At 42.6% G+C, this 16,871-nt stretch carries 14 protein-coding genes and 5 tRNA genes; 5 read left to right on the top strand and 14 right to left on the bottom strand.

Annotated features, from left to right (window positions below):
• Positions 1–5 precede the first annotated feature (5 nt).
• From GPS65_RS04940 to GPS65_RS04875, 14 genes are all read right to left on the bottom strand, one after another.
• On the bottom strand, positions 6–197 hold the full coding sequence (locus tag GPS65_RS04940) for a PLD nuclease N-terminal domain-containing protein (protein WP_003217265.1): 192 nt from the start codon (positions 195–197) through the stop codon (positions 6–8).
• A 160-nt stretch (positions 198–357) separates the two neighbouring features.
• Positions 358–714: a DUF2200 domain-containing protein gene (locus GPS65_RS04935; protein ID WP_144482187.1), complete on the bottom strand. Its 357-nt coding sequence runs from the start codon at positions 712–714 to the stop codon at positions 358–360.
• Positions 715–1,123: 409 nt separating this feature from the next.
• Positions 1,124–2,926, bottom strand: coding sequence for a glutamine--fructose-6-phosphate transaminase (isomerizing) (gene glmS, locus GPS65_RS04930; RefSeq protein ID WP_003216893.1), 1,803 nt, complete (start codon positions 2,924–2,926; stop codon positions 1,124–1,126).
• A 573-nt stretch (positions 2,927–3,499) separates the two neighbouring features.
• Positions 3,500–4,846, bottom strand: coding sequence for a phosphoglucosamine mutase (gene glmM / locus GPS65_RS04925; protein ID WP_012008743.1), 1,347 nt, complete (start codon positions 4,844–4,846; stop codon positions 3,500–3,502).
• Between the two features lie 25 nt (positions 4,847–4,871).
• Positions 4,872–6,281 carry a CdaR family protein gene (locus GPS65_RS04920; RefSeq protein WP_012008742.1) on the bottom strand — a complete coding sequence of 470 codons (1,410 nt, stop codon included), beginning with the start codon at positions 6,279–6,281 and terminating at the stop codon, positions 4,872–4,874.
• Positions 6,274–7,095, bottom strand: coding sequence for a diadenylate cyclase CdaA (gene cdaA, locus GPS65_RS04915; RefSeq protein WP_012008741.1), 822 nt, complete (start codon positions 7,093–7,095; stop codon positions 6,274–6,276). Before cdaA ends, GPS65_RS04920 begins: the two co-directional genes overlap by 8 nt.
• Positions 7,096–7,313: 218 nt before the next feature.
• Positions 7,314–7,940: an anti-sigma-W factor RsiW gene (rsiW, locus tag GPS65_RS04910; RefSeq protein WP_012008740.1), complete on the bottom strand. Its 627-nt coding sequence runs from the start codon at positions 7,938–7,940 to the stop codon at positions 7,314–7,316.
• Positions 7,941–7,954: 14 nt separating this feature from the next.
• Positions 7,955–8,518: an RNA polymerase sigma factor SigW gene (sigW, locus tag GPS65_RS04905; protein WP_003217112.1), complete on the bottom strand. Its 564-nt coding sequence runs from the start codon at positions 8,516–8,518 to the stop codon at positions 7,955–7,957.
• A 183-nt stretch (positions 8,519–8,701) separates the two neighbouring features.
• Entirely contained in the window at positions 8,702–9,613 is a 912-nt protein-coding gene (rocF, locus tag GPS65_RS04900) for an arginase (RefSeq protein ID WP_012008738.1), read from the bottom strand.
• Between the two features lie 134 nt (positions 9,614–9,747).
• Positions 9,748–9,819: transfer RNA gene (locus tag GPS65_RS04895), tRNA-Gln, on the bottom strand.
• A gap of 4 nt (positions 9,820–9,823) precedes the next feature.
• Positions 9,824–9,908: transfer RNA gene (locus GPS65_RS04890), tRNA-Tyr, on the bottom strand.
• A 27-nt stretch (positions 9,909–9,935) separates the two neighbouring features.
• Positions 9,936–10,008: transfer RNA gene (locus tag GPS65_RS04885), tRNA-Thr, on the bottom strand.
• A 3-nt stretch (positions 10,009–10,011) separates the two neighbouring features.
• Positions 10,012–10,087 (bottom strand) — tRNA-Val (locus GPS65_RS04880).
• A 7-nt stretch (positions 10,088–10,094) separates the two neighbouring features.
• Positions 10,095–10,169, bottom strand: a tRNA-Glu gene (locus GPS65_RS04875).
• A 221-nt stretch (positions 10,170–10,390) separates the two neighbouring features.
• Here GPS65_RS04875 and murQ point away from each other — a divergent pair.
• The 5 genes from murQ to GPS65_RS04850 are packed head-to-tail and all read left to right on the top strand — an operon-like array spanning position 10,391 to position 16,864.
• Positions 10,391–11,302: an N-acetylmuramic acid 6-phosphate etherase gene (gene murQ / locus GPS65_RS04870; RefSeq protein ID WP_012008737.1), complete on the top strand. Its 912-nt coding sequence runs from the start codon at positions 10,391–10,393 to the stop codon at positions 11,300–11,302.
• 14 nt (positions 11,303–11,316) lie between these two features.
• Positions 11,317–12,186: a MurR/RpiR family transcriptional regulator gene (locus GPS65_RS04865; RefSeq protein WP_012008736.1), complete on the top strand. Its 870-nt coding sequence runs from the start codon at positions 11,317–11,319 to the stop codon at positions 12,184–12,186.
• Entirely contained in the window at positions 12,183–13,556 is a 1,374-nt protein-coding gene (locus GPS65_RS04860) for a PTS transporter subunit EIIC (RefSeq protein WP_012008735.1), read from the top strand. The genes GPS65_RS04865 and GPS65_RS04860 overlap by 4 nt, the downstream gene beginning before the upstream one ends.
• A gap of 19 nt (positions 13,557–13,575) precedes the next feature.
• The gene (gene pbp4b, locus GPS65_RS04855) at positions 13,576–14,931 is read left to right on the top strand and encodes a penicillin binding protein PBP4B (protein WP_012008734.1); all 1,356 of its coding nucleotides are present in this window, start codon (positions 13,576–13,578) and stop codon (positions 14,929–14,931) included.
• A gap of 13 nt (positions 14,932–14,944) precedes the next feature.
• Positions 14,945–16,864, top strand: coding sequence for a glycoside hydrolase family 3 protein (locus GPS65_RS04850; RefSeq protein WP_144474146.1), 1,920 nt, complete (start codon positions 14,945–14,947; stop codon positions 16,862–16,864).
• The last annotated feature ends 7 nt before the right edge of the window (positions 16,865–16,871 follow it).

Genomic DNA, 16,871 nt, shown 5'->3' with positions numbered 1-16,871 from the left:
CCCTACTAAGATTGTTTACGACCAAAAATGAAATACGCAATAGGACCGGCACTCGCCACAAACACAATCACCAAAGCCCAAACCCACTTCACCTCTCCTCTGATTCTCGATGGGTCTCTTTTCAACAAATCAAACAAACCAATCACCATCAAAATCGCTTGCAGCAAAATAAGAGGTAAAATCATCTTCATATCCATCCACGCCACTCCCTTTTCAAACGCCAATTTGTTTTGATATCACTTCTTTTGACGACATGAAGAGAGGATTCGTTCAAACAGATTTTATTTTTATCGATCGAATGGTCTATAAATATAAAAAAGCCCAGTGAAGGTTATTCACTAGGCCTGCTTGTGATGTTCATGACGAATCTCGCAAAATCTTTTCCATTTTCTTTCCCTTGGCTAACTCATCAATCAACTTATCTAGATACCGAATGTTTTTCATGGTTTCTTCCTCAATGTCCTCTACCCGTACACCACAGATGACTCCTTTGATTAAACTACGGGAAGGATGAAGCTCAGGAGCTTCGGCAAAGAAGGTTTCAATGTCTATCTGTTTATCTATCTGTTCCAGCAACTCTTCTGGACTGTACCCTGTTAACCAACAAATAATCGTATCGACTTCAGCTTTCGTTTTTCCCTTTCTCTCTACCTTTGCGAAATAGAGCGGATATACTTTTGCGAAACTCATTGTGTAAAGTTTTTGTTTGGTCATGTGTTGTTCTCTCTTTCTTTTTAAAATATTCAAGCTGTATGGCCTTCTCTATATGCTGCTCTCTTAGTATGCCTATTCTCTTTTTATTACCTGCATCTTTTTTGAAAGATCTATATTTATGAAATTGAACCAAACAGAATCCTAGAAATACACAAATCGGTCCTTCGACGGTAGCAGGACCGCCAATCAACAAATAAGAGCTTATAAACAATGCGATATAAACGATGAAGAAAAAAATAATTCCCCGTTTTTCTTGTTTTAAATAATCACTCATCATGATCCCGCTCCCTTGAAAATAAACGATCTTATCGAATCTATCTTTCATTTTATTTAGCTCTTTAGACACAAAAAATACCCCTATAGACAATTATATCTAAAGGGGTATCAAAAATCCGATTTTATTTAATCCCTACTCCACCGTCACACTCTTCGCAAGGTTACGTGGTTTATCTACATCACACCCGCGGTGAAGGGCTGCGTAGTAAGCGATTAGCTGTAATGGAACAACAGATGCAAGTGGTGCAAGTGCTGGATGTACAGCTGGAAGGACGAAACGGTCGCCTTCGTCTTCTAGGCCTTTTAGTGAGATGACACATGGGTTTGCACCACGTGCAACGACTTCTTTGACGTTACCGCGAATGCTGAGGTTCACGTGCTCTTGTGTTGCAAGGGCAATGACCGGTGTGCCTTCTTCAATTAAAGCAATCGTGCCGTGTTTGAGTTCTCCTCCAGCAAAGCCTTCTGCTTGGATGTAAGAGATCTCTTTTAGTTTGAGTGAACCTTCAAGGCACACATAGTAGTCAAGTCCTCTTCCGATAAAGAATGCGTTACGTGTCACTGTGAAGAAGTCACGAGCGATTTGTTCCATTTCATCCTTTTGATCCACAAGGGCTTCCATTGCGTTTGCTACAATTCCAAGCTCTTTCACAAGGTCGAAGTCAAGAGATTGACCATTTAATTCAGCTGCAACAGATGCAAGGATCGCAAGAACAGCGATTTGCGCTGTGTAAGCTTTTGTTGAAGCCACTGCGATTTCTGGCCCTGCATGAAGAAGCAATGTGAAGTCCGCTTCACGAGAAAGCGTAGATCCTGGTACGTTTGTGATTGTTAATGCTTTATGACCAAGCTCTTTGACTTGAACAAGTACAGCACGGCTGTCCGCAGTCTCCCCAGATTGAGAAAGGAAGATGAACAACGGCTTTTTCGATAGAAGCGGCATGTTGTAAGAGAATTCACTTGCTACATGGACTTCTACAGGTACTTTTGCCCAGTCTTCAATATATTGTTTACCAACAAGTCCTGCATGGTAGCTCGTTCCACAAGCCACGATGTAAATGCGGTCTGCTTCTGCTACTGCGCTTGCGATATCGCCAGCGACTGACAGTTTGCCGTTTTCGTCTTGATATTCTTGGATGATTTTGCGCATAACAAGCGGCTGCTCATCCGTTTCTTTTAACATGTAGTGAGGATATGTGCCTTTCTCGATGTCGCTTGCATCTAGCTCAGCGATATAAGAAGGACGTGTCATGATATCACCGTCAAGGTTTTTAATAATAACCTCGTCTTTTGTGACAATGACCATTTCTTTATCCATTAATTCCGCATATTCGTTTGTTACTTGAAGCATCGCCATTGCGTCAGAAGCTACAACGTTGAAATCTTCTCCGAAACCAACCAATAATGGGCTTTTGTTTTTCGCCACATAGATTGTTTCTTTGTTTTCGTTATCGAAAAGAGCAATTGCGTAAGAGCCTTTTAGTTGAAGAAGCGTTTGACGGAAAGCTTCCTCTGTATCAAGACCTCTGCTGACAAATTGTTCGATGACTTGAACAACAACCTCTGTATCTGTGTCGCTTTTTAGTGTGACGTCTTGTAAATATTCGCGTGTCAATTGTACATAGTTCTCGATGACACCGTTATGAACAAGCGTAAAACGGCCAGAAGCACTTTGATGCGGATGCGCATTTAGATGGCTTGGTACACCGTGTGTTGCCCAGCGTGTATGTCCGATTCCAGCTGAAGATGCTACGTTTGCATCAACAACTTCACGAAGCTCAGCGATACGTCCTTTTTCTTTGAACACATGCACGCCTTCTTCGTTTGCCACAGCGATACCTGCTGAGTCATACCCACGGTACTCAAGCTTCTCTAAACCTTTTAATAAGATTTCCTTCGCATCATTCTGACCAATATAACCTACGATTCCACACATAAATATTCTTCCTCTCGATCATGTGAAAGGGACAAAGAAAGCCTACTACAATAGAAGGGACATTTCTTCGTCCCTCTCTACATGTTTAATTTGGGAGATCATGTGTATTCCCTTTGTACAAAGAGTCACCTCTTTGCTTTAAAGAAACACTTACGGCTGTGATCTCTTTTTGATCAGCCGGGAGGCATCCGCCGAAATTTCGATAACCTCCATCCTCGTCAACTAAGCATCTTTCGTCCGATCGCTTAGTTCGGGCGCTATAATTATAAGAGAGTTGCTGAACGAACATCTACCCTGCCTTTCCTGATAGAATAAAAATCCAGTAACACAAGGATGATTGTACTATAAGGTCTGACCTCCGTCAATCACAATGTAGCGGGTGATCCCTTTCAAGAAAGTAAGACCTCCATACACTATATGCGATGAGGCTTGTCACGTTCTACCTTTGATGTGCTCTCCTATGTATGAAGTCAGTTTCAAGTTGCCCTCGCTTATATCATTCGTATAGATCCATCCAATTATGTCGTTTATTCGAAAAAAAGCAAACCGCTGCCAGCGGTTTGCCTTCATCTATTACTCAATACCCATTTCCTCTTTCACAACAGCGGTAATTCGAGTCACATATTCATCACATAGCTCTTTTGTTTTCGCCTCTGCCATGACACGTACAAGTGGCTCTGTTCCAGATGGACGAACAAGAATACGGCCGTCACCGTTCATCTCTTTTTCAACCTCTTGAATGACTGCTTTTACTTTTTCATTTTCTTCTACTTTATATTTATCAGACACTTTCACATTCACTAGAAGCTGCGGGAATTTCTCCATTTCAGCTGCAAGCTCTGACAATGTTTTCCCTGTTGCTTTGAGTGTGTTGACAAGCATAATTGCAGAAAGCATGCCATCACCTGTCGTATTGTAATCAAGGAAAATCAAGTGGCCTGACTGCTCACCGCCGACATTATATCCATCCTTTTTCATCGCTTCAACCACATAGCGGTCACCAACAGCTGTTTGGATGCTCTTAATGCCTTGTTTTTCGAGCGCTTTATAAAAACCTAGGTTACTCATGACCGTGGATACGACAGTGTTATCCTTTAATCGGCCTTCGCCCTTCAAATAACGTGCACATATGTACATAATTTGATCGCCGTCTACAATATCACCTTTTTCATCGACAGCAATCAGACGGTCACCGTCACCATCAAACGCAAGACCAATATCTGCACCCTTCTCCTTTACAAAAACAGAAAGCGCCTCTGGATGAGTTGAGCCTACACCATCATTGATATTCAATCCGTTTGGTGATGTTCCCATTGTGGATACATCCGCATCTAAATCCGCAAATAAATGTGTCGCTAGAGAAGAGGTTGCGCCGTGTGCACAGTCAAGTGCCACATGAATACCTGTGAAATCCTCATCTGCTGTCTGCTTCAAGAATTGCAAGTATTTCTGGCCGCCTTCAAAGTAGTCATTTACTGTTCCAAGATCCGCTCCAACTGGACGTGGCAATTGATCGACCGGCTGATCCATCAGCTGCTCAATTTCATTCTCCTGTTCATCTGACAGCTTAAAGCCGTCACCGCCAAAGAATTTAATTCCATTGTCTTGAACTGGGTTGTGAGAAGCAGAGATCATGACACCCGCTTCTGCGTCCATTGCTTTCGTTAAATATGACACTCCAGGTGTTGAAATCACACCTAGACGCATCACTTCAGCCCCAATTGAAAGTAAGCCAGCAACGAGCGCTCCTTCTAGCATATGGCCGGATACACGTGTGTCTCGCCCAACGAGTACCTTTGGACGTTCTTTATCCTTCGTGAGCACATAGCCGCCAAATCTCCCAATTTTAAATGCGAGCTCTGGCGTTAATTCGCTATTCGCCACACCCCTTACACCATCAGTTCCAAAGTACTTGCCCATGTTTCAATCGCTCCTTTTTCACCATTCAAGAGGACGCTTCGTCCTCTTTTTTATCTTCTTTGATCCGCTGTCTTTGACTTGATTCTTTCTTTGCTTTATCTTGCGTGGATTCTTCTTTACTCTTCTCTTTCTGATCATCGTCATCAGAAGATGGCTTCTTCTGATCATTTGTAGACGCTGGCTGATCTTCTGTCTCAGTAGAGGTCAGTTTCACTTTGACCTTTGATCTCGATAATGTCCACGTCACATTTTGAGGACCATTCACTTGAACTGTGACTTCATGTGTTCCTTCATTCAAGTCCCCGACATTGATATAGGCTTCAACATCTGAAGCCTTTAGTTTATCAATCGCACTCTTTGATCCTTTTGCTGTTAACGTGAGCCGTCCAGAAGATGGGCTCACAAATTCAGAGGTGAGATCCTTGCTCAGACCTACGATAGAAATTGGGACATTATCGATCTTTTTTTCTTGCGCTGTTGCAACCTTCACTTTGATCTTCACCGTTTCGGGCGATACCTTTTTCACACCATCTGGTATGGGAATATCGGCATCAATCTCCGTATCATCTTTGATCTTACTTAAGTCCAGCTTGACGCCATCAATAAAATCAAGAGAATCAAGCACTTTTTGAGAGCCGTACACTGTGACCTCACTCGGGCTTGTCTCAATACTTGAGATACTGATCCCATCCGGCAAACTGCCAGTCCTCTCTATTTTAAACGGAACCTTTTTGCTTGGACTTGAGATAGGAACTGTAATATTTACCACAGACGGACTTAATTCGACTGGCAGCTCATTCCCGCTGCTATCATACACAGTGAGTTTCGCTTCCTTTTCAATTTGCTGATCGACATCCTCTAGGTTCACAAATGCTTTAATGACAGAAATTTTGTCGATCACGTCCTTAGAACCTGTAACTGTGACTTTTTTTGGATTCACAATAGGTTGTTCAGGCGAATAGCCATCTTTGATTTTATTTTGATTATAAAATTCAGTTTCAACAGGAAATTCTGCTGTTGTTTTTTCTTGTATCGTCACCGTCGTCACAGATGGATTGATCGATAGTGTGAGTCCTTTTGATACATCTCTTGCTTTCAGCTCCACTTTATGAGTACCTGTGGATAAATTCTGCATATCTGCATATATTTCAAAGTTTTTTGTTTGTCTTGCTGTTTTCACTGCACTCGTTGACCCTTTAATCGTCACATTGACTGTTTGTGGCACACCAGTAACGACGTACTTCTCGTCATCATAATACGCTTTAACAGGAATGTCTGTTAGGGTTGCTTCATCTGTCGTCGATGTTGGGAAAAAGGATTCACCGATTTTTTTCGGCGTGGGCGCTTGCGCTGAATTGACTGCACCATACAGCAATAAAGCGAAGACCAATGCAAGAAGCTTTACGGCCCAGCGATTATTCAAAATCTTATCCATTTTTCTTGCCCCTCCAATACCATTTGGTCGAGGAAGCATCTTTGCTGTTCTTACTAAATTCAGCAATCAGCATTTCTTGAAGCGCTTCTTCTGTCAATTCTCGGTGGAGATCACCATTTCTTGCGACAGAAATGCCGCCTGTCTCCTCAGAAACGATGACGGTCAAGCTGTCTGTCACTTCGCTAATTCCGACTGCCGCCCTGTGACGCGTCCCAAGTTCCTTTGAGATAAAAGGACTTTCTGACAGCGGTAAATAACAAGCCGCAGCTGCAATCTCATCACGCTTCATAATGACAGCACCATCATGAAGCGGGGTATTTGGAATGAAAATATTAATGAGCAGCTCTGAACTCACCTTTGCATTTAAAGGAATTCCAGTCTCTATGTAATCATTCATCCCAGTATCACGCTCTATTGTCAGCAGCGCGCCGATTCTACGTTTTGCCATATAGTTAATTGCTTTTGTAATTGCCTCGATCGTTTTCTGCTGCTGTTCCTCTACAGGTGTCCCGCTTCTTGAGAAGAAACGGCCGCGCCCAAGCTGCTCAAGCGCTCTCCTTAGCTCTGGCTGAAAAATAATAATGATCGCAAGGAATCCCCACGTAATCGCTTGATCCATCAGCCATTGAAGTGTGTTAAGACCGAGATACGCACTTCCCATCCTGACGAGAACAATGACCACAATTCCCTTTAAAAGCTGAACCGCTTTTGTTCCGCGGATGACCATCATTAATTTATATATCACATACCAAACAACGAGAATATCAACAGCATTACCGAGGTACTGCAAAAAAGGAATATCCCCTAAAGCCATTTCCTCGTCCTCCAGAATTTTCAGTTATTCTTCGTTTGATGCATTTTTAATAAAAAAAGAACCTATGTGTAAATACATAGCGTGGCTATTATACCACATTTTGTTTCAGCAAGGAAAACAGTTGCCATATATGGCTGGCGTGCTATTTCGGGGATACATTCAGACCTATGATATAGAAAAAGAGCAGCCCCTAAAGAGACTGCTCTCGACCCGTATGATTACTTTTGCTCCTCTGGTCCAATGACCCGCATCACATTTTGTGCTGTAGATTTCATTTTGTACCAAATCCAATCAAATACTTCATTAATTTCATTAATTTGACCAGTGACTTGTCCGGCAGAAGCAGTCAGCTGTTCCCCATTGACGACGGTGACATTTCCATCAACCTTGCCTTCTACAATCAGCTTGCCATTTTTGACAGTGACATCACCTTTTACGGTTTCCCCTTTAGGTACGGTCACTGTATCATTTACAACGACGAGATTCGGCTGTTTTGACACACTGAAATTATGATCCGTATTCCAGCTTGTAAACAGACTGCCTCCCATCAAAATGAGAAAGAGGGCAGCGGCCACCATCAGCGGATGAGCTTTGATCCATCTTTGAATCGACACACGCTTTTTTTCCTTTGGAAGACCTGCCATCACCTTTGCAGTGAAATCAGTTGGTGCTTCTATATGAGATGTACTCTGCACAAGCGCGATGGATTTCTCAATTTGTTGAAAATGAGTACAGCACTCCTCACACGATTGCAGGTGGCTTTTTAATTCTTTTTCGTCTTGGGGCTCAATGTCCCCGTCTAAATACTGATGCATAAGCAGGACGATTTTTTCCTGACAGCTCATCAAAATCACCTCACTCAAAGGTCTCTCAACTGTTTACGGAGAGCCTCTCTACCCCTGTGTATTCTCGTTTTCACCGTACCAACTGGTATATTTAGGATCTCACTAATTTCTTTTAACGAGAGTTCATCAATATACTTTAATACGATGACCGAACGATATTTATCGGGTAATCTTAGAATTTTTTGCTGAATGGTACTCGATAATTCAAGAGACACCACCTCTTCCTCTGGCAAAATGCCATCAGCAGCAATTTGAGAATACATATTTAATCCTTCTGTTCCTGCCACCTCTGCATCTAAATAATAATCCGGCTTTTTTTTGCGAATACGATCGATGGTCAGGTTGGTTGCAATGCGGTACAGCCACGTAGAAAACTTACGATTCACATCAAAGCTCTCAATATTCACATAGGCACGAATAAACGCCTCCTGTGCGATATCCTCTGCTTCGTGTGCATTCCCAAGCATACGGTAGCACAGCTGATAAATTTTGTCTTTATACAGGTCTACGATGTCTGCAAATGCGTTCTGGTCGCCTTTTTTCAATTGCTTAATTCTCTTTTTAATCATTGTGTCCATAGTATATTCAACCTCTGCCTTCACCGGTCTTTATGTATACGAACCTCTTTCCAAAAGGTTTCATTCTCCTCTAAAAAATAGTGTAACAAATTTTTGACAGCGTGTTACGTATATCCACCAGTAAAAACCTTAATATATCCTTAAATTTATCCAAAACAAAAAAGAACGGGAACAAGTCCCGCTCTACAATAGCTTTTCGCCCATTAACGAACCAATCAACGCAACAGCTGCTTCGGCTGTTTTATTTTTTTCATCCAAAACCGGATTCACCTCAACAAATTCAGCTGAAGTCAAAATACCCGCTTCCTCTAAAAGCTCCATGGCTAGATGACTCTCCCGGTAACTGATGCCTCCTGCCACAGGAGTTCCAACACCTGGACACTCGGCTGGATCTAATCCATCTAAATCAAGTGACAGGTGGACACCATCCGTTCTTTCCTTTAAATATGAAATGGCCTCCTCCATCACCCTTGTCATCCCTAAACGATCTATTTCATGCATCGTATACACTTTAATACCTTTCTCTCTAATCAATGCCCGTTCTCCTTCATCTAAGGATCTAGCACCAATTAAAACAACATTCTCAGGCTTCAATTTTGGAGAATAACCACCAATGTTCGTCAAATCAGCATGACCAAGGCCAAGACTGACTGCAAGCGGCATACCATGTATATTTCCAGAAGGAGAGGTCTCCTCTGTATTTAAATCACCGTGTGCATCATACCAAATGACACCTAAGTTTTCATAGTGCTTGGATACTCCCGCAAGTGTGCCAATGGCAATGCTGTGATCACCGCCTAAAATGAGCGGGAATGAGCCTGATTGCACAATACTGTCAACCTTCTCAGCCAGCAGCTGATTCGCACCAGCATTCTCCGTTAAATTTTTTAGCTTTTCACTTGTATATAAACCCTTTTCATCATCTCTTTGTTCAACCGGAATATCTCCGAGATCTTCCACTCCAAATGAAAGCGATTCCAATTTTTCTTTTACGCCTGCACACCGAATCGCACTCGGTCCCATGTCGACACCCCTTCTCATCTGACCCAAATCCATTGGAACCCCGACAAGTGTGACTTTCTTTTGCTCTCCCATATGTACATCCCCTTTCCGTTCCTGCTTATATTTTACTTTCTCGATGCCTTCTGACTCAACTCAACAATATTTTGAATAGTTATACATTCCGCTACCAACATAAAAAAGACACCTTTTTGAAAAAGGTGTCTTAACTGGGCTAGCTGGATTCGAACCAACGCATGACGGAGTCAAAGTCCGTTGCCTTACCGCTTGGCTATAGCCCAAAAATGGTGGAGGGGGGCGGATTCGAACCGCCGAACCCGGAGGGAGCGGATTTACAGTCCGCCGCGTTTAGCCACTTCGCTACCCCTCCACATATGAAATTGATAAAGAAAAACAGTGCCGGCAAGAGGACTTGAACCCCCAACCTACTGATTACAAGTCAGTTGCTCTACCAGTTGAGCTACACCGGCATATGGTGGAGGATGACGGGCTCGAACCGCCGACCCTCTGCTTGTAAGGCAGATGCTCTCCCAGCTGAGCTAATCCTCCACATCAATGGTGACCCGTACGGGATTCGAACCCGTGTTACCGCCGTGAAAGGGCGGTGTCTTAACCGCTTGACCAACGGGCCAATTTGTCAAGTTTGACTGTTTCCTTGAAGCTGACAAAAGTTATTATATACAGGTTGTCCCCCTTTTGTAAAGGGGATTTTTATTTTTTTTATTTTCTAACTATTCACCTTTGATTAGCACTACTTTTTTACTGAAATATAATTTCAGTATTTAAATATAATGTTGAAATTTAATATCATACTGAATATACTGAAAATGAAGAAATAAGGAGGAATGTCGCATGCAGCCATCTCAATTGCGTTCTTTAACAACAGAATCAAGAAATCCTAACACAATGGGAATATCACAAGCAGATCCGCTTGAAATACTCCAGATGATCAACGAAGAAGATATGAAGGTCGCTCAAGCAGTGAACCTTGTCCTACCACATGTCAAAACAGCAAGTGACTTTGCCTATGATTCCATTTCAAATGGGGGCAGACTCATTTATTTAGGGGCCGGGACAAGTGGCAGACTAGGTGTGATGGATGCTGTCGAATGTCCCCCTACCTATAGCGTCTCACCTGATGTGATTGTCGGCATCATGGCAGGCGGAGACTCTGCTTTTTCACATGCTGCCGAAGATGTGGAAGACAGTGAAGAAGCCGGCAAACAAGATTTAGTACACATTCACCTGACATCAAAAGATACAGTCGTCGGTATCGCTGCCAGCGGCAGGACACCCTACATCATCGGTGCTTTAAACTACGCTAAATCCATCGGCGCAAAAACAGTAGCCCTCAGTTGTAATGAACAATCAAAAATCAGCGAACTGGCAGACTGCGCCATTGAAGTCATTGTAGGACCAGAAGCCATTACTGGGTCAACACGAATGAAAGCCGCATCCGCTCATAAAATGATTTTAAATATGCTTTCCACCTCTGTCATGATCAGACAAGGAAAAGTATATGAAAACTTGATGGTTGATGTGAAAGTCAGCAATCATAAATTAAAAGAACGCGCCATCACCATCATTCAACATGTGACAAACGCTTCCTATGAACAAGCCTTGAAAACGCTTGAAGCGGCAGACTTAGAAGTCAAAACCGCCATCGTCATGCTTCAAACAAACACAGACAAGAAAACAGCCAAGGATTTACTCAACAAAGCAAATGGTCATATCGACAAAGCCATCTCACATCATCAATCCTAAAGGAGGCAGAGCTCATGTCAGCAGGTGGACTCACCCTACTTCACACAATGAAAGCAAAGCTCCCCCAATCTGAAAAAATCATTGCAGACTATATCCTTGCCCATCCTGACAAAGTCATTAAAAGCACAGTACACGAGATTAGTCAGGCAGCCGGTGCAAGCAGCTCTGCAGTCATTCGCCTTTGTAAATCTCTCGGGCTAGATGGCTATCACGATTTAAAAATGCGAATCGCTGGAGACTTGATGCACAGCGATAAACAGGGCTACCGTGATATCGAACAAGATGAACCAATTCAATCCATTATTCAAAAAACAGCAGGAAACTCGATTCAATCGATTAAGGATACTGCTTCTATCTTAAATGCAGATGCATTAGAAAAAGCTGTTCAATTACTGCTTCATGCAAACCAAATCCATTTTATCGGCGTCGGTGCATCTGGCATCGTCGCAGCGGATGCCCAGCAGAAATTTCTTAGAATCAATTATGCAGCGACTGCCTTTACTGACATGCACATCGCATCAACGGTAATCGCAAATGCAGGAGAGAATGACATCGTGTTCGGTATATCTTTTTCAGGAGAAACGTTAGACATCATTCAAGCCCTACAGCTCGCAAAAGACAATGGAGTGAAAACCATTGCCTTGACGCACCCAGGCCATACAAGCGTTTCTGCCTTATGTGATGTTCACCTCTCGACGTCCGGTTCCAATGAAGCACCTTTTCGCAGTGCAGCCACTTCCTCTAGAATGGCACAGCTCTACTTAATTGATGTCTTGTTCCTCAGCTTAGCTTCCCGTCAATATGAAGAGACAGCGCAATATATTGATAAGACAAGACATGCCATCCGCTCCATGAAACGAAAATCAAAGGGGGATTCAACATGAGTCATCAAACGAAATATCAGCAGTTGGCGAAAGACATCCTTTCTCTCTGTGGTGGTTCTGAAAACATCTATTCCCATACACATTGTATGACACGTCTCCGAATTACACCGATTGACAATGAACAAGTTGACATCAATGCAATCAAAGAACTCGATGGCGTCATTGGAGTCGTTGAGGCAGAAACGCTACAAATCATCTTAGGTACTGGTGTTGTCAACCAAGTATCAAGTGCATTTGAACAACTGCTAAATGCCTCTGGCTCTTATGATTTAAACAACGAAGCACAAAAAAACAAGCAAGCCATTTCACAAAAGAACCGCACACCGTTCAAGCTGTTCTTACGACGAATTGCCAGCATTTTCATTCCTATTATTCCAGCACTCGTTGCATCAGGTCTTATTACAGGGATTACAAAAGCAATCGTGCAAGCAGGCTGGCTTGATGAAAAATCTCAAGCAGCGATCATTTTAACCGTTATTGGTTCAGGTCTGTTCGCTTATCTCGGTATATTAGTCGGAACAAACGCCGCAAAGGAGTTCGGGGGCTCTCCTGCATTAGGCGCATTAGCTGGGATCCTCATTATTAATCCAGCCTCCGCAGACATTATGCTATTTGGCACAAATATTCTACCAGGCAGAGGCGGACTTATCGGTGTTCTCCTAGCCGCCATTTTTATGGCACTTGTGGAAACAAGAATCAGACGCTTTGTCCCGCAATCACTTGATATCATCGTCACACCAACCATCACACTACTTATTACAGGCATTTTTACGTACGTTGTCTTCATGCCAGTCGGCGGATTTATATCGGATGCCATTACCTCAGGATTAACTTATCTATTAAATATGGGCGGCATCTTCGCTGGATTTGTTCTTGGTGCGACCTTCCTTCCGCTTGTTGTAACAGGACTTCACCAAGGACTGACACCGATTCATATGGAACTCATCAATTCCATAGGAGATGACCCGCTCTTGCCGATTCTCGCTATGGGCGGTGCAGGACAGGTAGGTGCGGCATTCGCCATTTATATGAAAACAAAAAAGAAAAAACTCAAAAGAGCCATCGCAGGTGGACTTCCATCGGGGATGCTTGGCATTGGTGAACCACTCATTTTCGGTGTCACACTCCCGCTGGGACGACCATTTCTCACCGCTTGTCTTGGCGCTGGAATTGGCGGTGCATTTCAAGCCTACTTCCAAATTGCAACGAAGGCGATTGGTGTATCAGGTCTCCCATTAACCTTTATTGTTCACACACATCAAATGCTTCTTTACTTAATCGGACTCTTTATTGCTTATGTCGCTGGATTTATTTTCACATACTTATTTGGTTTCCATGATGATATGGCTGTTGAATTTGAGGAAAAATAAGCAATAGGAGGGCTAACTCTTGAAGAAATACTTTCTCTTAATAACAAGTCTGCTCATGCTTTTTGGATTACCAGCACAAACATTTGCAACTAGCTCCCATCTTGTATCGTCTTTGTCTAAAACAGCACCTGAAGAATACCCCGTCTTAAAAAAGGCAAAACGACCGGAACAAGTTGGTTTTTCTTCCAGGCAGCTTAGGAAGGTTGATCACATGATTCAAAAGGACATCAAAGCAGGATTTCCTGGAGCCGCACTCATCATTATCAAAGACGGAAAAATCGTCCATCAAAAAGCCTATGGCTACAGGCAAAAATACAACGGTACAACAGAACTCAAATCCTATAAGAAAATGAAAAAAAATACAATGTTCGACTTAGCATCCAACACCAAAATGTATGCGACAAACTATGCCCTTCAAAAACTTGTCTATGAGAAAAAACTAGATGTGAACGAAAAAATACAAGCCATCCTGCCAGATTTTAAAGATGAACCAGATGCAAAGGTAACCGGCAAAGATCAGCTCCTTGTAAAAGATCTTCTGACCCACTCTGCCGGACTCCCTTCCAGTGTCTTATTTTATAGCAAAGAAGCAGCCGGCACCTTTTACTCTCAAGATAGAAAGACAACGATGAAATGGCTGCCGAAGGTTCCTTTGCAATACAAACCAGGCACCCAGCACATTTATAGTGACATTGATTACATGCTGTTAGGCATGATCATTGAGAAAAAAACAGGGATGCCTCTTGATCAATATGTAGAGTCGACAATCTACCAACCGCTAGGTCTCAAACACACCATGTTCAATCCGCTGCAAAAAGGTTTTAAACCGAAGCATTTTGCAGCAACCGAACGTGTAGGTAATTCGCGAGATGGTGTCATTGATTTTGAAAACATTCGCAGATACACCCTGCTAGGCGAAGTACACGATGAAAAAGCATTTTACTCAATGGCAGGAGTCTCTGGTCATGCTGGACTTTTCTCTAACATATCCGATATGGCCGTACTACTCCAGCTCATGCTGAACAAAGGAGGCTATGGAAAAACCACCATCTTTGATCAAGCTTCTATTGATCTCTTTACAGCCTCTTCTGATACAAACCCAACATACGGGCTAGGCTGGCGTAAAAACGGTCATACTGACATGGAATGGATGTTTGGAAAATACGCAAGTAACGAAGCCTATGGACATACCGGCTGGACCGGAACCATGACATTGATTGATCCAAAACATAATCTAGGCATCGTCTTGCTGACAAATAAGAAACATTCGCCTGTCGTTTCACCTGAAGCCAACCCAAATCAATTTGAAGGTGACCTTTTCCCAACTGGCACTTATGGAAGCATTATGACAGCCATCTATGAATCTTTTAAGTAAAAGGAGGAATTCGATGTTAAAAGCACTGTTCCCCGCTGCTTTGGTTTTAGCACTGCTCACCTCTTCTATTCCAACGGAGAAGGTAAGCTCTGCCCCTCTTCCAACCGCAAAACAAATGGTACAAAACATGTCTTTGGATGAAAAGATAGGCCAAATGCTCATGCCAGACTTTCGTAATTGGCAAACAAAAGATGAATCCACACCTACAGGCTTCACTAAGATGAATAAAGAAGTGTCACACCTTGTAGAAAAATATCATCTAGGCGGTGTCATTTTATTTGCTGAGAATGTCGTTGATACGAAACAAACCGTCAAACTAACCCATGAATTTCAAAAAGCATCACCAAAGATTCCATTACTCATTTCAATTGATCAAGAAGGTGGAATCGTCACAAGATTACAAAAGGGAACACATTTCCCAGGAAATATGTCGATTGGTGCCTCTAGAAGCAAGAAAAATGCATACGACACAGGGAAAATCATCGGTAAAGAATTAAACGCACTAGGGATCAATACAAACTTCTCTCCTGTGCTAGATGTGAATAATAACCCAAACAACCCCGTAATTGGTGTCCGTTCCTTTAGCTCTGATCCTGCTCTTGTCACAAGGCTTGGTCTTCAAACCATGAAGGGACTTCAAAAGGAGAAGACGATTTCGACACTCAAGCATTTCCCGGGACATGGTGATACAGCAGTCGATAGTCACTATGGCTTGCCGCTCGTAGAACATGATCTAGATCGTCTAAAAAAAGTGGAGCTGTATCCGTTTCAACAAGCGATCAACGCTGGTGCGGATATGGTCATGACCGCTCATGTTCAATTTCCTGCTATTGATGATACAACGTATAAAAGCAAAAAAGATGGCGAGGACATTATGGTTCCAGCAACCTTATCGAAAAAAGTTATCACAAATTTATTAAAAGAAGAGATGGGCTTTCAAGGAGTTGTCGTAACAGACGCCCTAAACATGAAAGCGATTGCAGATAACTTCGGACAGGAGGAAGCTGTAGTGATGGCCATTAAGGCTGGCGTCGACATCGCCCTCATGCCAGCACCAGTCACCTCTCTTAAAACAGAGAAAAATCTTGAGAATGTGTTCAATGCGGTAAAACAGGCAATTGTAAAAAAAGAAATCCCGATGTCTCAAATCAACGAATCTGTTGAAAAAATTCTTCAATTGAAGATCAAACGTGGCATCATCTCTTCAAAAAAACCTATGACCCTTGAGAAAAAAATCAAAAAAGCCACTCAAGTCGTTGGGAAAAAATCGCACCGGAAAGCAGAACAAAAAATGGCACGTGAAGGGATCACCCTGCTTAAAAACAACAATAAGACCCTACCCTTCAAACCTAAAAAGAATGACAAGATCTTGGTTATGGCACCTTACGAAGATCAGACAAAAGCCATGTCTGTCACAATTGACTCTCTGATTAAACAAAAAAAGATCAAGCCTGTACGTATCCAATCATATGCTTTTGCGGATAAGTCCTTCAACAAAGAAACAGCCAAACTCATACAAGACGCTGACTATGTGATTACAGGATCTTACGTTGTCCAAAATGACCCAGCTGTGAATGATGGTGTCATTGATGATAATGCACAGGACCCGAAAAAATGGGCGACTGCTTTCCCACGTGCTGTCATGAAAGAAGCTGCAGCACAAAACAAAAAAATGGTCGTCATGAGCCTAAGAAATCCTTACGATGCAGCAAATTTTGAGGAGGCAGATGCCTTACTAGCTGTTTACGGTTTTAAAGGCTACTCAAACGGACAATTCAACCAGCCAAATATACCTGCTGGATTAGAAGTCATATTTGGCACTGCATCACCTAAAGGCAAACTGCCTGTAGATATCCCATCTGTCACTCATCAAAATCAAACCCTGTATCCATTCGGCTATGGACTCAACTTGAAAGGGAAACAGATCAAATAGGAGGGAT

It is taken from the genome of Bacillus pumilus (assembly GCF_009937765.1).
In the GTDB taxonomy this organism is placed as follows: domain Bacteria; phylum Bacillota; class Bacilli; order Bacillales; family Bacillaceae; genus Bacillus; species Bacillus pumilus_O.
The sequence above is the reverse complement of the archived record's forward strand: the minus strand, read 5'-3'. Positions and strand labels throughout refer to the sequence as shown.

Coding starts and splice junctions, on each gene's coding strand:
- cdaA (WP_012008741.1), bottom strand. CDS start 7,095: ATGGCTTTAGGGGATATTCCTTTTTTGCAGTACCTCGGTAATGCTGTT.
- GPS65_RS04935 (WP_144482187.1), bottom strand. CDS start 714: ATGACCAAACAAAAACTTTACACAATGAGTTTCGCAAAAGTATATCCG.
- sigW (WP_003217112.1), bottom strand. CDS start 8,518: ATGGACACAATGATTAAAAAGAGAATTAAGCAATTGAAAAAAGGCGAC.
- glmS (WP_003216893.1), bottom strand. CDS start 2,926: ATGTGTGGAATCGTAGGTTATATTGGTCAGAATGATGCGAAGGAAATC.
- murQ (WP_012008737.1), top strand. CDS start 10,391: ATGCAGCCATCTCAATTGCGTTCTTTAACAACAGAATCAAGAAATCCT.
- rsiW (WP_012008740.1), bottom strand. CDS start 7,940: ATGAGCTGTCAGGAAAAAATCGTCCTGCTTATGCATCAGTATTTAGAC.
- GPS65_RS04850 (WP_144474146.1), top strand. CDS start 14,945: ATGTTAAAAGCACTGTTCCCCGCTGCTTTGGTTTTAGCACTGCTCACC.
- GPS65_RS04940 (WP_003217265.1), bottom strand. CDS start 197: ATGGATATGAAGATGATTTTACCTCTTATTTTGCTGCAAGCGATTTTG.
- GPS65_RS04860 (WP_012008735.1), top strand. CDS start 12,183: ATGAGTCATCAAACGAAATATCAGCAGTTGGCGAAAGACATCCTTTCT.
- rocF (WP_012008738.1), bottom strand. CDS start 9,613: ATGGGAGAGCAAAAGAAAGTCACACTTGTCGGGGTTCCAATGGATTTG.
- glmM (WP_012008743.1), bottom strand. CDS start 4,846: ATGGGCAAGTACTTTGGAACTGATGGTGTAAGGGGTGTGGCGAATAGC.
- GPS65_RS04865 (WP_012008736.1), top strand. CDS start 11,317: ATGTCAGCAGGTGGACTCACCCTACTTCACACAATGAAAGCAAAGCTC.
- GPS65_RS04920 (WP_012008742.1), bottom strand. CDS start 6,281: ATGGATAAGATTTTGAATAATCGCTGGGCCGTAAAGCTTCTTGCATTG.